Below are 15447 nucleotides of genomic sequence, written 5' to 3'. Positions count from 1 at the left end.
TTAATTGGAAGACTCATTTTTGATTTTGTTCTAAAACTTCAAATGTGGGAACTCATACGAAAATTAAACCGTAAAGAAGGATTTTACAAATCTGTAATTTATAATGCGACGTAACTTGTGGGAACTACCACACTTTATCGAACATAAAAAAAATTTGATTTTAAAACTTTGGAATGGATTTTTTATAAAGATTTTCTAAAGTAACTGATAGAGTGTTCCAATAAGGAAAAAAAGATGGCTTTTGAAACCGAAGACGAATTTGAATCTCATCAAAGTCAAAGAAGATTAGCTCTATCTACGATCGACGAATTGACTCAAACGAAATTGGATTTGTTGGAAGCGAGAAAAGAAGTTCCAAGATTTATCAATTTAGCGATCTCTTATCTCAATAAAAAATACCTAACCCAAGAAAAGGTCATTAGTGATTTTTTAATCAAAAAATAAGAGAATTTCTAAATTTTATCAGAAATTGTTCCAAAACTCCAAAGACAGAAGTACTTCCTTTAGAAATTTTTTAGATCCTATCTCGAAAATATTTTATCTTTGTTTAAAATACCGATTTCAATTGTTTTAAGATATTTTCGAAATAACTTTTAGAGCTTGTCCCAAAACCTAAACACCGATAGGTGTTTGCTGAGTTTGATAAAATGTGGGAACTACTACAAAAATTAAACAATATTAGAAATTTGCAAATTCCCAAATGTGACTTAATTGTAGGAACTACTATATTTTATTAAAAATTTCTAAAGAATGGTCACGTAAAATTCTTTGAGGCCTTGGGACAAGCTCTTAATAAAATGTGTGAGTTCCCACAGGAACCGTTTTTTTATACAACTTGCTACTTTTTGAAAATTTTTAGTGATTTGATTTTTGCATGAGTTCCTACATTCAAAGTTTTGAAGTAGATCTGATCATCATTGTCTCGTATCAATTGAATTTAGAATTTGTCCACTGATCCTATAAAATTGAATATTAGAGTTGTTGAAAAATTCCATAGTCCAGATTAACAAAACTGCTTGAATTGATCGTTTCCATAAAACAGAAATAGATGGAGAATTCATTTTTCAAAAACTCTATTGCAAAACTTTGTTTTAAAGCAAAATGCCCGGTACTTTGTTATATCACTCTGAGTAAAGGCCTTTAAATTCCCGACGAAAGCAGGAGTTCCCACATTTGTGAAACTAAAACGTTTTTACTTACTAAATTCAACAAAAACTTCCTCAAACTCAACATAATAATCGATTTCGCATTTATTAAGAACTTGTCCCAAAAAACTAAAAGAATTTTACGCGAAAGGGATCGATGCGAGGTCAATAAATTAAAAACTAAAGAAGATTATTATATAACGTTTCCTGCATGCAATTTATTGACCAGAGCTGAGAGCCCGGTCCGGCTGCTTACGGCAGCCGGATTCGTCCAAATTTTCTTACGTCGAACTCACGTTTAATTTAGCAATGGTCAATCTCATGCAAAAATTTGATTGGTGCATCTTTTGAAATTTTATAGTAACTTTCTTTAAATCACTGAAATTCCAACATTTTAGAAATCATCATCTTCTGGTCCAGTTCCATAGTATGGAGTTTAAGACTTACCATCTTATCTACCTTTCTCAAATATCTTTTGTATTGGAGAATGATCTGTTTTTGTTTGTTATAAGGAAGAGGATTTGTGACGTCGTTTAACTTAGTGGTTACACTTGCAGGTACGGGTTGAATAGGATTATCAGGCCAAAGAAAATCTGTGTCGTGACTCGAAAAAAATTCTAAAAGAATTTCACTATTATTGTTAGGGGTTCTTTTTCCATCTCCTAAAAAAGTTGGCCCTTTAGGAGAATGATTGATGAGTCTTCTCATCTCTCGAATAAAAACCTCTCCTTTTGCGTTCGTCCTTTTAAACTGAAGAATGATCTTTTCCAGAGATTTACCGTCGGTTCCAGGGTAAATGTAAATCTTAGATTGATATAGATACGTTTTCGGATAATCAGCAAAAGATTGACCAAGACCTAAATCCAATTGAAGGTATTGTTTATTTTCTTTGTCTTGAAATAAAAACTTACCGGCTTCACGTGGTTCGTCTTCAATATATCGGAGCGCTTTTTTATACGTTTCGTTTCCAAGTAAATTATTGATTTTTAAAATATTTCCGGCAATCGAAGCGTGTAGATTATCCACTTCTATATCCGTAAAACCACTTTTGCGTACTGTTTCAACCTGTCTTAATTCTTCCTTCTCTTCCAGCGTTAATACCTTGTTAGGCGCTGCCCCTAAACCAAAAATGGTAAGAATGATCAGAAATAAAAAAATACGGATGTTCATAAATTTACCCTTATTCAGATTATCGAAATTCTGATCCCTCATTCTTGATTTTACAAACTAAAAAATTTCGAAGTATTATGACTCGTTATTGTAGGTTCAACGGATTTTTCGAAGAAGAGTTAAGATCTTCCAGTATAGCACCTGAAAGATTAGATTTAAAGAATCGGTCTTTGGAAACACTATTTTTTCTTTTCCAATCGATTTGTAATCCTTCTACGATTTTGTTTTTACACGAGCTTCCAGACCCGAGTTGGACTCAGTTTTGGAAAGATAGAGGAATTCAATTTTGTGATTTCCAACTTTTCAAAAAAAACTCAAAGAAAATTCTTCAATCTTCTTCTACTATCGATCCGATTAGAATCTGGGAAGAATGGGGCTCCGTTTCCAATCTAAACGACTCGGGGGAAATTCTTTTTTCTTCTGAAAAAGCAAGTCTTTCCAAAAGATTAAACTCTAAGATCCTTTTGACCCGTTGGAAATCAGAACAAGATTTTCAAGATATTCCCTCAAAAATTTTAGAGAGATCTTACGACCTCTACGATTTAATTTCAGAATGGTCGGAACTACAGACAGATAAAATTGTTCTTAAGCCGGAATTTAGTTTTTCGGGAAGACATAAAATTCTCAAATTCACTTCTATTACTTCGGAACAGTGGGGAAGCTCTGACCTTCAAAAAGAATCTGCTTGGTTTCCCTGTGTGGCACAACCTTGGGTTCAGAGAACTTATGATTTTTCGTGCCTCTATGATTTTAATGCAGTAGTTCCCACATTTTTAGGAAGTACGATCCAAATCTGCGATGAAAGAGGAACATATAACGGCGCTTATATTACTTCCCAAAAAGAATCTGAATTTTTCTTTTTTCTTTTAGAACCGATCGTAAAAAAATTATCCGAAAATTTTTCTCCAGAATATCAAGGTCCGGTTTCAATCGACGGTTTCGAATTCTACTCTCAAAACATAAAAAAAATACAAAGGATCAGTGAAACCAATTACAGATGGTCTATGGGAAGAATTCTATTCGAATTTTCTAAATCCGTTCTATTTCAACAAAAAAGAAACACGTTCGAAAAAAACCTTTCCATTCTTACTTTGCCTTTGAAACGAACGATCCCGAATTATTCACAATGGATTTACGATTGGGGCAAATCCCAAGAAATCGAAATTTTTCCTTTAACTCCGGATCGTTTTGCATCCGGAAAACCGTATGGGACTTCTTGGATTCTTTTGAAATTTTTAAAAAACTCCGAAGAAAGGATGCAAGACAGAATCCAAAAGTTTTATTCCGAATGGAGGAAACGAATTCTTTACTGAAATGTACTTGAGGCTTTTTCAGACCCTGGCAGTATGTCCTATAAACCATCCGCAACCAACTTTAGGATAAAAAATGGAACTGTTTTTAAACTACGCACTTTACGTAATCGTCAGCATTGGATTTTTAATTCCCTTTACCGGATTTGTAATCGGAGCCGGAGCGATTATCAAAGCGACTCTCGTGGGGTTTACCGTTAACTTTTCTTCCCAAGTTTTAGAAGAAAATAAACTCCAAGATTTTATTGAAAGAAACAAAGACAATAAATTAGGAAAGTTCCTTCAAGAAGTAGTTTTAAAAGGCCAAGAAAAATTAAAAGGTAGTCCTGTAAAAAAGGCTCACGAAGAAGAAGGGCACGGTTCACACCATATCATTTCTGTTAAAACTTATTCTCTGATTTTTGCTACTTTGATTTTTTTTACATTTGTCACCGTTTGGGTTGCGGGTATCGACTTCGGTGCAATGAACGTAATCATAGCAATGGCGGTAGCGACTGCAAAGGCTTCCTTAGTTCTCGGATATTTTATGCATCTTAAATACGATACTTTGATGAACAGGGTTATTTTCGGATCCGGATTTTTGTTTCTTCTTCTATTGTTCGGATTTTCTGCAGCGGATATTTTTACAAGATTTAAGGTTTTACTTTCTTTTGCGTTCTAATCGATAAACGCTGATCTTTTTAAAACGTAAGCTTAAGCCGATCTTGATGATCGGCTTTTCTATTTTCGGAAATTTAATTCATAGAACAACTTGATTTAAACTTTTGTAAAAATTCGAACTCTTTAGATAGAGTTAAAAACGTAAGTTCTAATTAAAATAGAATTGTTCTTTATAAAATAATTTTTTAATTTAGTAATGTCTTATAATAACAATTTGATTGAATAATCGTTGTTTTTGAGTTTTTAAAAAAATTTCCTAAGAATCAATTGACTCACTTTTCTTAATCCAAGATTTTTTCATTTTCCGGAGAATCCTTTATGAAACACAATCTAATTCGTATTCCATTTTTATTATTTATCTTGATACTTATATTCCTGAGTTGTAAAAAAGAACATAAACTCGATCCAAATGCACAAGTGGTTCAAATTCCAGCTCTCGGACTCGGGCTTGATTACGAAGGTTGGTATTTTAGCGACAATCAAAATCTTATAGACCAAACAGAAAACGCTACACCAAACCCAGAGATCAAAAAGGCTTTGGAAATAGTAGGAGTTAATTTTTTTCTATTTGAATATCCTCAAAATAGTACACAAGTCCAACCATTCAATACAAACATCAATTATACGGTTGAAGATCTTTCTAAGCAGCCTAGGGAGATTACCTTGGATGATTATGTTTCCGCAATCACCGGATTCTATCCGACAGCCTTTCAAAAATACGAAATGATCAGCCCTCCTAAAAAATCTAAAATTCACGGAATGGAAAGTTTGCTTTTAGAAAGTAGGTTTGAACAATTTATCGGCGGCAAAAATGTTAAAGTTCATAATTACCAAAGAATTTTTATTGTTAATAAAAAAGCTCACGTTTTTACGGGAACATTTTTAGATAAAGACTCACGATCCAAAGGCCCCAAAGTTTTGGAACTTCTAAATAAGTTTGTTAAATTATAAGCTTAATTTCAAATCAACCACATTCAGAAATATAATAGAGTTGTTGAAAAATTCCATAGTTCAGATCAACAAAACTGTTTTAATCTACAGTTTCATGAAACAGAAACTGATGGAAAATTAATTTTTCAACAATTCTAATAAAAACAATAAAATTTTTAGAAACTTAAAATCGCAAAAAGGAGTTATACTTAAATGAAACTTTTTTCAAAACAAATTCAATTATTCTTATGGATACTATTTCTATTTTTTCTTTCGACAAATAAAATATGGAGTCATGATATTACACTTACTGATTATTTTAGAGAAGAAGAAACTTCCAGTTATCCATTTTATTTAAACTTCAAATTGAATCAGGATTTTTCTGCATTGGTTCGATTTCCGACAAAAACACATGGTAAATATCAGATCGTATTGGGTGGCAAACACAGAATTTCCTACCAATTTTATATCTTTATTTAAAATTTCGTTGAACGGCGAAGGTCACAAAGAACTTCCATTTCAAATCAGTAAGCCTACCAAACGAGGTAGAATTTTTTCGATCATAGATTTTACAATAAAAGAAGGAGACGCTTATCGAAACGATTACGTCGATTTGCATATTAGGATTATAGAGAAAAAAGTGAACGCCCTCAATTCAAAAAATAAAACTCTATTTAACCAAAATTTTTTGGAATTAGGTTTTAGGAAAAAAGATTGATTCAAGTTCTACAAACAATTTTAAAAAATGGAATATACAATAATTTCGAAATTAAAATATTTCTTCAAAATGTGTAAACTTTTCCAACTTATAAACGTATGTTCGCAAAATATATATTTAATGTTAATAAGGAATTCCAATTTCTTTTAAGATCGTTTTTGCACGGTTTTGAAATTCAATTTCCTCTTCCGGAGTAAAAGGTCCAAAAATTCCTCTCTGAAATCGATCCGAAAGAGCAATATATTCCAAACAACCCGCTACACTTAAAATGGGTTTTGCTTTTCCTTCTAAAATCTTTAATTCTCCATTTTTTTGTATAACCATAGCTCCAGGAGGAATTTTTTTTCCACCTCGAATCATACAACCAGCGGTTACCATTGCCCCGTCTCCAACGTCAGCCTCGTCCAAAACGATACTTCCGATTCCGATCAGACAACCCTTTCCGATCTTACATCCGTGTAACATAGTATTATGACCAACTAATGTATAATCTCCAATCGTGATTCCGCGACTTGAATCAGTATGAAGAGTAGAATTGTCTTGAATATTTACCCCTTTACCCAAAACGATTCGATTCATGTCAGCACGAACCACCACTCCTGGCCAAAGAGAAGAATAAGGCCCCATTTCAACAAGACCAATTGCAGTCGCCTGAGGATGAATAAATGCAGTTTGATGAATATTCATTTGGATTTTTTCCCCAAACGACTTTAATAAAGGATTCTAACAAGTCTACAAAAAATGATATGTTTTGATTAGCCTTTCATAAAATTTGATGGCAAACTTTTAAAAATAAAATTTTATACAGTAAATTCAATTTTTATAAATTATATATTTAGAATGAATTTTGAACTTATACCAAAATCTAAATTTTAATAGGGTTTTTGAAAATTTCCATAGCCCAGATTAACAAAAGCTTTCAATTGACCGTTTCCATAAAAAAAAATAGATAGGGAATTCATTTTTCAAAAACGCCACTATAAAATTTATAAACGTAAAAATGTGAGGATTTCTATAAAACTACAGCATTTATTAGAAATTTCTAAAGGATTATCTTTTAGTTCCTTCTAGGTTTTGAAGCTAGTTTTCTACCTCAAAACAAATCCGCTTTTTCCCGCAAGAGCGACTAACTGGTCCGAAATTTCTTTGATTCTTTCCTGAGTAAAAGTTTTTTCGTAGTTCACCAATCGAAAACGATAACTCACTGACTTTTTTCCTTCGGGAACGTTCCCACCCATAAATTGAGAATATACCCAACCTTCTTGTAATTCGGGAATTTTTTCCAATTTTACAAGATCTGTAAATACGTTTGTGTTTTCTTTTTCTCCAACCAAAATTGAAAGATCGATTTCTGCCTCCGGAAATTGAGAAGGTGTCACAAAACGAGAAACTTTCCGATTCTGATTCCAAAGTTCTACAATCCGTTCAAATTCAAAAGAACCGTAAATTACCCTTTTTTTAAGTTCAAAAGAATCTAAAATTGCTGGGTGAACATATCCTAAATAACCTACAAAGACTTCTGAGTCATCTTTTCTGGATTTTATCACCAAACACAAATTTGCGCCCGGATGAAAGATAGTTTCTTGTTGTATTTTCCAAGTATATTCAAAAATTTGAATGGATTCTAAAAAAGACTCCATCTCTTTTTTTACTTTCAAAAAATCTTCTTCTAAAAGTTTTAAATCGGTTTCTGAACTTTTTCTATCAAAGGAAACCGCAAAAGCAAAAATTTTCTTTTCATTTTCCGGTTCTGGAAGATTAAAATATACACGACCAAATTCAAAAATCTTTATATCCGAAAATCGATCCTGATTAGTACGGACATTTTTTAATAAGGACGGCAAAAGCGAATTTCTCAAAACGGATTGTTCTTCTGGCATTTCGTTTTTAATTTTTACCGAAAGCTTAGGGTCTCCAGAAAATTCGTTTTCTTTGTAAGATTGAAAAGAATAATTAAAAACTTCATGATATTTTAAAGCTATAGCAAAAAAAGTTTTACACTTTCTTTCCAACTCCCTACTTAGGTTTCGGATTGGAGTTTTGACTTCCGCCAACAAAGGAACTACTTGGATCGTATCGTAACCCTTGGTTCTTCCGATTTCCTCTACAAGATCTTCCGGAATAGTCACGTCGTAATTATGACGAAACCTAGGGACCAAAACTTCCAAATGTTCTCCTTTCCAAGAAACTGTAAAATGCAATCTTTCTAATATATCCGTAATGTCCCCTTGAGACAAAGTAACACCTAACTTCGCATTAATAAAATGAATATCCGTATGGATACGAATTTCTTTATGAGGAGTATGTAAAAATCCTACTGGCTCGCTTGCTTTCAATTTGGAACAACCATTTTCTTTTAAAAGATTAAGCGCGCGACGAATTACAGGAAGAGTTGTAGTTGCTTCCAGCCCTTTTTCGTAACGAACAGACGAATCGGATCGAATGCCGGTGGAACGTATAGACTTACGAACCCTTTCTCTTGCAAAAACTGCGGATTCCATTACGATTTCCGTCGTAGTATTTTGTACAGCAGATTCTTTACCTCCCATCACACCTGCAATTGCTACAGGTTTCCCTTGATTACGGATCAATAAAATTTCCTCTTCTAAAGTAGGAGAAGTTTCGTCTAAAAGCGCAAAACTTTCCCCTTTTTTTGCAAAAGAAACTTCGAGAGAAATTCCACCTTGATTTTCTAAAAATTTCTTATCAAAAAAATGAGTGGGTTGACCCATTTCCAACATCACATAATTAGAAACGTCCACTATGTTGTTAATCACTCTAATTCCACATTTTTGCAATCTGGACTGAAATTTTCTTTTTGAGGGAAAGACAGAAATCCCAGAAATTGAAGACGCGTAGTAAGAATGTGCATTCTGATTTTCTAATACTTGCGGAAGTTTGACAGATAAGTCAAAATTCCAAAGAGATTCGAAAGGATTAAAAATAATCGGTAAACGAAGTTGAGAAGCGAGTTCTCTCGCAAAACCAAAGTGGCTCCAAAGATCCGGTCTATGTGTAATAGATTTATTATCAACTTCAAATATAATATCATCATAATATAACAATGAACGAACCGTCTTGCCGACCTTGGCTTCGTCAAGTCCATTTAAAATCCAGACACCGTTACTTTCTTCCGACAAAAAAAGTTCTTTTTCGGAGCATAACATCCCCGAACTTTTGATTCCCCTAAGTTCAGATTCTAAAATTTCTTTGTCCCCTAGTTTTGCTCCCGGAATCGCTAGAGGAACCAGATCGCCTACTTTTACGTTAGTCGCTCCGGTTACAATTTGAGATTTAGAACCTCCATCAAAAACCTGAGCAATTTGGAGTTTATCCGCAGAAGGATGTTTTTCCAGAGATTCGATCCGAACAATTTTTACAAAATCCAATTCAGGACGAAACTGTGCCGCGTCGTCGATCTCACAAACAGAAATCGCAATCTTCTTTAAGATCGCATCGAGTCCCACCTCCTTCAAGGGTGTAAAATCGTTCATCCAATCTAAAGAAAGTTTCACGTATAGAACTCCGGTCCAATGATTAAGTTCCAGAAACCTCGATTAAAATCGGATGTCGAGCAGTAAAACTTTTCCAGTTCAAGAAGGAAGATATACTTGAAAAAGTTGAAATCGATGTTGAATCGTTTTGCCGTTTCTCACCTTACGAAGCTCTCGATCAAAATCTTCTTTCACTTTTTGAATTTCATTTCTAGTTCGATTCATGGCCGATTTTTTTTCTGGCTTTCCTTCCCATTTAAACGCGGCCTCTTGACGCATCAATTTTTCTTCGAGTTGTCTTAGAGTGTTTTGATTGCTGGTTCTGATTTTAAATTCTTCTTTTTGAAAAAGATCTAAGGTTTGGTCCCCGAGTTCTTTTTTTCTTGATTCTACAATTTCATCTAAAGAAATAAAAGTTCGAATTAAATTTTCTTCCAGTCGAGTTGGTAGCTCGGGATGTGGAGAAATCGCCAACGATCTTGTCAAAGAATTGTATTCCCTAAGCTCTTCTGGAAGTGTTTCAATTTGTTTTACAGAACCAGTATTAGGGTTTGTTTCAAAGTAAAATAACTCGGTCCGATTGAGAGTAAATTGAAACTCTACCAGAAAAACATAATATTCTTTATTAGAAATAGAATGAAAAGAAGTATTCCATCCTTTTTGATTTTGAATCAGATAAGAAACCGTTTTATCTATTAGAGGATGACCAAAAGCCAAAAACTCCAAACTGTCGTTTTGAAGCGCCAACTCGGAATCAAACGTTCCGTATTTTCCTTTATATTGCGGAGAATCAATTTCGTAAATTTGCGGTTTTTTCCGGATCAATTGAAAACCCGCTTCTTCCGGAAAAATTTTGGTAAAACGAGAAACAAATTCTTCCAAATGAGTATTGTTAAACGAACGCTCTTCAAGTGTATGACTGTAATAATCTTGAAGATTAAAATCGATCAATTTAGGAGTAACAAGAGCGCCTAACTTTTCAAAACCTTTTTTGGCAATTTTGATCCGGTTATCTATTTCTTCTTCCATTTCCGTTTTGGACTTATTACCGGTAACGAACTTCATAAAGGAAGAATTAAAATCCAACTCGTCTTCGATCGCGCCTAAAAGTTCGTCAGAAGATCCGATCGACTCTTCAAACAAACGGATCTTACTTGTAAGTACTTCTAAAATTCTTTCTGCTACGGTGTCCTTACTTGCAAAGTTAAATATGAACACGTTGTCCTTCTGACCAAATCGATGGATCCTTCCAATCCTCTGTTCTATCTTAAGCGGGCTCCAAGGAAGATCGTAATTAAAAAGAACATTTGCAAATTGAAGATTTCTTCCTTCTCCTCCGGCTTCAGTACAAATTAGAATTTCCGTTTTTGTTTTAAATTCTACGATCGCTTTTTCCTTTGCGTCGGCACTCAAAGAACCGTGAAACAAAGTGACTTGAAAATCAGAAAGAACCGAGGCCAAAAAATCCTGGGTGGTTCTAAACTGAGTAAATATTATAAATTTTAAATGTCCTTCTTTTTGAAGTTTGAGAATCGTTTCTTTTAATTTAATGGACTTTTTATCTTCTTTGATTTTTTTTCCTAAAAGTATCAACCGATTGAGGGAAAGAATTTCCCTTTTTAAACTTTGAAGATCCAATTGAACCGATTCGTCCAAACCTGAAACAAATTCCTCCACGTCTTCGGTTTCGTCTAAATCCCATTCTTCCAAATTAGATTCCATTTTTTGAATATGATGAAATCTGTTTTCTAAAAGAAATTTTCTTTTTGTAAGCGCAGACAAAAGTGCAAACACGGAAGAATCCAAAAGTTTTTGGAATACAATCATTACAAACCCAATCGCACGGTTTTGAGTTCTCATAGCTAGATTGTATTCTCTTCTGACGTAATTAGTCGTCTCTTCGTAAAACTCCCTTTCGACCGGCGATAATTCTATTCGGACCGTTTTGGCAAATCGTTTGGTAAATCCGCCGACTTCGATTTTTCTTCTTCGTAGTAAAACCCTGGAAATTTTATCTTTAAGATCCGCTTTGTTTCCTAGAATATAATCATTTACGAATGTATGATACGGACCCAAAATGTTTGGATCGATAAGATGCATTAGATAATAAAGTTCTTCTAATTTTCCACGAAATGGAGTTGCTGTTAAAAGCAAAAGACATTCGCATTTCTTAGAAATTTTTTCAGCAAATAGATAAGCACGTGTAATTTTATGATAGTCTCTTCTCAATCTGTGAGCTTCGTCAAAGATTACGATGTCCCATTTTGTTTTTAGAATTTCTTCGGCATATTTTGGATTTTTAATAAAGTCAATGGAAGTGATTACGTGTTGAAAATTTCTCCAGTTCTTTTCTCCGTCTGTGTGAAAATTTCTTCGTTTAACAATTTTAAAGTCTTCGTTGAATTTATTTTTCAACTCCTGTTGCCACTGAACCAACAAAGGAGAAGGTGCTACGATCAAAACTTTTTTATATCCCCTTCGAAAGATAAGTTCCTTCATAACCAGAGCGGCTTCGATCGTTTTTCCTAAACCAACTTCATCCGCGAGAATAAAACGTGGACGTAAGCTATTAACTACGATATACGTGGATTCAATCTGATGTGGAAGTAGTCTAGTCCTCGAATTTGAAAGAGCCGAAAGTTTATCAAATGCGTGTGTGAGTTTTAATTCGTAGGCAGTGAGAGCCAAATTCATCAGATGAGAGTGTTCTTCCACATTTCGAAGCGATAATGGATAACTGGGAAGAATTCTCAAATAAGTAGAATTTTCGGAAACTGTCTTTTTCGTTTGAGAAGTGGAGAATTCAATTGCAAATTTACCTTCAACCGAAGAAACTATCTTTCCGATTCCAGATTCGGGAGAATTAGTTAGGTAACAAAAATCTCCTCGATAACCAGAACTTGATTTAGATTCAAAGTCTAGGCTGAGTTGTAAAACTTCTTCCAACTAAACTCCCCTTTGATCTCCCCAGATATACTTATGAGTTTGTAATGAAAGTCTAAGCCCAGAACCAAGAGAAGATTTCATCCATTCTGAAAGAATTTCGGGGGATAACTCTCCTTGAACTGGAGATGCCAAAAGATTTCCAACTAACGCGTGTTTTTCGATTATTTCCAAACACCTTTCGAAATCTTTTTTATCTCGGATCACAAATTTAATCTCATCCAAAGGATTTTTTCTTTCTTTATAAATTTCCAAGTTTTTCAAATTCATTCGATCTTCCATTCCGGAACCAGGAAGTTTATAATCCATTGTAAAAACAAATTGATCCATTCCTTCGATCAATTCCGCTCCGTTAGTTTCCACCCTAGGTCTTGGGTAAGGACTGGAAGAATTTCTAGTTCTAAAAATTTCGTTTCCTAAAGTGATACTAAATTCTCGATTTCTTCCTTCCAGAGGCTCTCCCCCAGTCAGTAAAATCTGAATATTTACAACACTTAATTCTTGGATTTTATCCAAGACTTGGTTTACACTCATCTCTTCTCCAGCTTTTGGAGACAACGCATACGGAGTATCACACCATAATTTTCTTCCGACAACCATTCCACAACGAAGAGAACACCCAGCCATTCGAACAAATATAGTCGGAATACCCGTTGAAATCCCTTCTCCCGAAAGAGAAAGATAGATTTCATGTATAGACGTTTTCAGATTGTCCATGGGTTCTTTCGAGTACAAGATTTTTCTTTAGACCAAAGATAAGTTCGCAAAAAAATAAAAATCCAAATTCCAGAATTTAGAAACTACCCTTTGCGGTCAACCCTCGGAGTTGTATTTTTAAAAGACAAATTTTTTCCTTTGTAACACTTGGTGTAGACAAAAAGTTTTTTGAGAATGTAAGAGTTCTCACAATTTGACAGATTAGACAGTAAACTCAAAAATAATGCAGTAGTTCCTACACTTCAAAGAATCTATTACTCAGAACTATATAACAGAATCCTCAACATTCCGTATTGAAACAGGGTTTTATGATTAAAATTTGCGGTATTTAATTTAATAGTAAGTTTGATTTCATAAAAGAAATGTAAAAGTTCCTGCCATTTGGTTTGTGATTCAAATTTTAATTTCTTTGAAAAACGATAGTATTTCACTTCATTTTTTCGGATTCAGTTTTCATATTCCTAAAAACAGGGAGTTCCCACATTCAAGAATTTTATCTTACTCAGAACTATAAATTCAGTAGTGGATTTTATGCAAAACACTGCTTGAATGCAAAATATTGGTATTCTTTTATATAACTCTAAATAATAAACTTGTAAGATTCGTTATATTGATTCTGATTTACTCAAAGTGTAGGAACTCATACAATTTGAGTTCAAAGAAAATTTGCTTGTTCTTTTGCTTGTCAATCCGGATAGAACCCAATCCATTTGTAAGAAAAGAAAATTCCGGGGTCCTCTTGATTCGTTATATACCTGCTTTTATCTTTGTTTATTTATTTTATCTTCCGTTTCAAATTTTACCGTATCGTTTGTGTCTTTTATACGGAAAATTTCTTGTAATTCTTCTTTATCCGTTTGCAAGAAAACACAGAAAGATTGCGTACGAAAACATTTCCTACGCTTTTCCAGAATATACTGAATCTCAAAAGAAAGAACTCGTTTGGAAAAGTGTTCTTCATATCGGGAATTTAGTTGCAGGTACTTTATTTGCTCCTCGTTTGAATCAAAAATGGATGGACCGTTATTTGGTGTACGATCCGAAATCTCTAGAGATCGAAAAGAAAACAAACGAAGAAGGTGTAGGAGTCGTTTTGATTTCCGGTCATTTTGGGACTTGGGAAATTTTAGTTCAGTTTATGGGAATCCGTATGAAAGGCGGAGGGATTTATAAAAAAGTTAGAAATCCTCTCGTGGATAAACTGATTTATAAACTTAGAACAAAAAACGGAATCAAACTCGTTTCCACAGAAGAATCCAGTCAAGTGACCAAAATGTTAAAACAAGGTTATTGGATAGGTTTTGGCTCGGACCAAAATGCGGGTAAAGTCGGAATTTTTGTAAATTTTTTCAATCGCCCCGCCTCCACCTATCAGGGCCCCGCTTTAATGGCTTATCTTACAGGCGCAAAGATGCTTTTGTATTCGGTTCTTTGCGGAGAAAATGGAAAGGTGATCGTTCGAGTCAAAGACTTAGGTTTTGTGGATAAAAAAGCGTTTCCAGATAGAGAAACCGCAATTCGTCACTACACCAAAGTTTGGACAAAGGCGTTAGAAGAAGAAGTAAAACTTTTTCCAGAACAATACTTTTGGGTCCATAGACGTTGGAGAACAAAACCGGGAGATTTTCCCGGTCAAATTTAATTCACTTTTCATAATTTAAGTTTTTATAATATTTCTAAGTTTACTCAAGCTGATTGTTTGGATTTTTATATAGAAGCCGTCTCTAAAAACGATTTTTATCCATTCGTCTTATTCAGAACTACATAATAGAGTACCTATTTAATTAACGTGAATTCGGTCTAAGGAGAGATTAAAAGTTGTAAATTGTCTTTAGATCTCAAATTCAAAGACGGTTTTTTTGGAAAGAATGAAAATGCAACTAAACCACTTAAAAGATTAACAGCCCAATTGCAAAAACTCCGATGTCTAGTATGTTGAATTTGGCAGATATTTTTAAGTTCATCGTTAACCGATTCAATGATAGCTCTTTTTCTTAGAAGAATTTTATCAACCAAGGGCATTAATTTATTTTTCATATTCTTTTTAAGTTTTGTAATGAGTTGAATTCCCTTTTCATAAAGACTTTCAAATAGAGATTGACTGATGTATCCTCTATCTCCGAAAAGTTTATCGTAAATCTTTTTAACAAGTGGGAAAATCACTTTCGAGTTTCTGTCGTCGACGTTTCCAGGAGTGACCATAAATGATAATATTTCACCTTGATCATTTACGATTAAATGTAATTTAAAGCCGTAAAACCAGCCTGTGCTTGATTTCCCTCGTTGTGCAATGTTTTTAAATACTTTATGAGAATGGATTCTTCTGTTGTCGCATACTTTGAGAATTGTAGAATCAATGA

At 33.9% G+C, this 15447-nt stretch carries 11 protein-coding genes and 1 pseudogene; 6 read left to right on the top strand and 6 right to left on the bottom strand.

The features are described from left to right. Positions 1-234 precede the first annotated feature (234 nt). A complete protein-coding gene (locus LEP1GSC059_RS07665) occupies positions 235-444 on the top strand; it encodes a hypothetical protein (RefSeq protein ID WP_002176426.1) in 210 nt (69 codons plus the stop codon). A 1076-nt stretch (positions 445-1520) separates the two neighbouring features. On the opposite strand, the gene LEP1GSC059_RS07660 is transcribed toward LEP1GSC059_RS07665, so the two are convergent. Next, positions 1521-2315 carry an LIC13212 family protein gene (locus tag LEP1GSC059_RS07660; protein ID WP_020980589.1) on the bottom strand — a complete coding sequence of 265 codons (795 nt, stop codon included), beginning with the start codon at positions 2313-2315 and terminating at the stop codon, positions 1521-1523. Positions 2316-2359: 44 nt separating this feature from the next. Between LEP1GSC059_RS07660 and LEP1GSC059_RS07655 the strand changes: the two genes are divergently transcribed. From LEP1GSC059_RS07655 to LEP1GSC059_RS07640, 4 genes and pseudogenes are all read left to right on the top strand, one after another. Next, entirely contained in the window at positions 2360-3628 is a 1269-nt protein-coding gene (locus LEP1GSC059_RS07655; protein WP_036057304.1) for a hypothetical protein, read from the top strand. A 73-nt stretch (positions 3629-3701) separates the two neighbouring features. Continuing rightward, a complete protein-coding gene (locus LEP1GSC059_RS07650; RefSeq protein ID WP_002146746.1) occupies positions 3702-4286 on the top strand; it encodes a cytochrome C oxidase subunit IV family protein in 585 nt (194 codons plus the stop codon). 317 nt (positions 4287-4603) lie between these two features. Continuing rightward, positions 4604-5236, top strand: a complete 633-nt coding sequence (locus LEP1GSC059_RS07645; RefSeq protein WP_017213829.1) for an LIC_13215 family putative lipoprotein — start codon at positions 4604-4606, stop codon at positions 5234-5236. Between the two features lie 192 nt (positions 5237-5428). After that, a pseudogene (locus LEP1GSC059_RS07640) lies at positions 5429-5933 on the top strand (hypothetical protein). A gap of 123 nt (positions 5934-6056) precedes the next feature. On the opposite strand, the gene LEP1GSC059_RS07635 reads toward LEP1GSC059_RS07640, so the two are convergent. The 4 genes from LEP1GSC059_RS07635 to LEP1GSC059_RS07620 form a co-directional block, all read right to left on the bottom strand. Next, positions 6057-6620 carry a gamma carbonic anhydrase family protein gene (locus tag LEP1GSC059_RS07635; protein ID WP_017213828.1) on the bottom strand — a complete coding sequence of 188 codons (564 nt, stop codon included), beginning with the start codon at positions 6618-6620 and terminating at the stop codon, positions 6057-6059. 401 nt (positions 6621-7021) lie between these two features. Further along, positions 7022-9448: a phenylalanine--tRNA ligase subunit beta gene (gene pheT / locus LEP1GSC059_RS07630; protein WP_020980580.1), complete on the bottom strand. Its 2427-nt coding sequence runs from the start codon at positions 9446-9448 to the stop codon at positions 7022-7024. Positions 9449-9526: 78 nt separating this feature from the next. Further along, positions 9527-12373, bottom strand: coding sequence for a DEAD/DEAH box helicase (locus LEP1GSC059_RS07625; protein WP_002176453.1), 2847 nt, complete (start codon positions 12371-12373; stop codon positions 9527-9529). After that, positions 12374-13087: a 7-carboxy-7-deazaguanine synthase QueE gene (locus LEP1GSC059_RS07620; protein ID WP_020980628.1), complete on the bottom strand. Its 714-nt coding sequence runs from the start codon at positions 13085-13087 to the stop codon at positions 12374-12376. Between the two features lie 682 nt (positions 13088-13769). Here LEP1GSC059_RS07620 and LEP1GSC059_RS07615 point away from each other — a divergent pair. Next, the gene (locus LEP1GSC059_RS07615) at positions 13770-14729 is read left to right on the top strand and encodes a lysophospholipid acyltransferase family protein (protein ID WP_017213827.1); all 960 of its coding nucleotides are present in this window, start codon (positions 13770-13772) and stop codon (positions 14727-14729) included. A 158-nt stretch (positions 14730-14887) separates the two neighbouring features. Here the strand turns inward: LEP1GSC059_RS07615 and LEP1GSC059_RS07610 are convergent. Next, the coding region (locus tag LEP1GSC059_RS07610; protein WP_020980620.1) for an IS982 family transposase at positions 14888-15447 on the bottom strand (560 nt) is incomplete at its 5' end.

The organism is Leptospira noguchii serovar Panama str. CZ214, assembly GCF_000306255.2.
Lineage (GTDB): Bacteria > Spirochaetota > Leptospiria > Leptospirales > Leptospiraceae > Leptospira > Leptospira noguchii.
The sequence above is the reverse complement of the archived record's forward strand: the minus strand, read 5'-3'. Positions and strand labels throughout refer to the sequence as shown.

Coding starts and splice junctions, on each gene's coding strand:
- LEP1GSC059_RS07660 (WP_020980589.1), bottom strand. CDS start 2,315: ATGAACATCCGTATTTTTTTATTTCTGATCATTCTTACCATTTTTGGT.
- LEP1GSC059_RS07665 (WP_002176426.1), top strand. CDS start 235: ATGGCTTTTGAAACCGAAGACGAATTTGAATCTCATCAAAGTCAAAGA.
- LEP1GSC059_RS07620 (WP_020980628.1), bottom strand. CDS start 13,087: ATGGACAATCTGAAAACGTCTATACATGAAATCTATCTTTCTCTTTCG.
- LEP1GSC059_RS07650 (WP_002146746.1), top strand. CDS start 3,702: ATGGAACTGTTTTTAAACTACGCACTTTACGTAATCGTCAGCATTGGA.
- LEP1GSC059_RS07645 (WP_017213829.1), top strand. CDS start 4,604: ATGAAACACAATCTAATTCGTATTCCATTTTTATTATTTATCTTGATA.
- LEP1GSC059_RS07635 (WP_017213828.1), bottom strand. CDS start 6,620: ATGAATATTCATCAAACTGCATTTATTCATCCTCAGGCGACTGCAATT.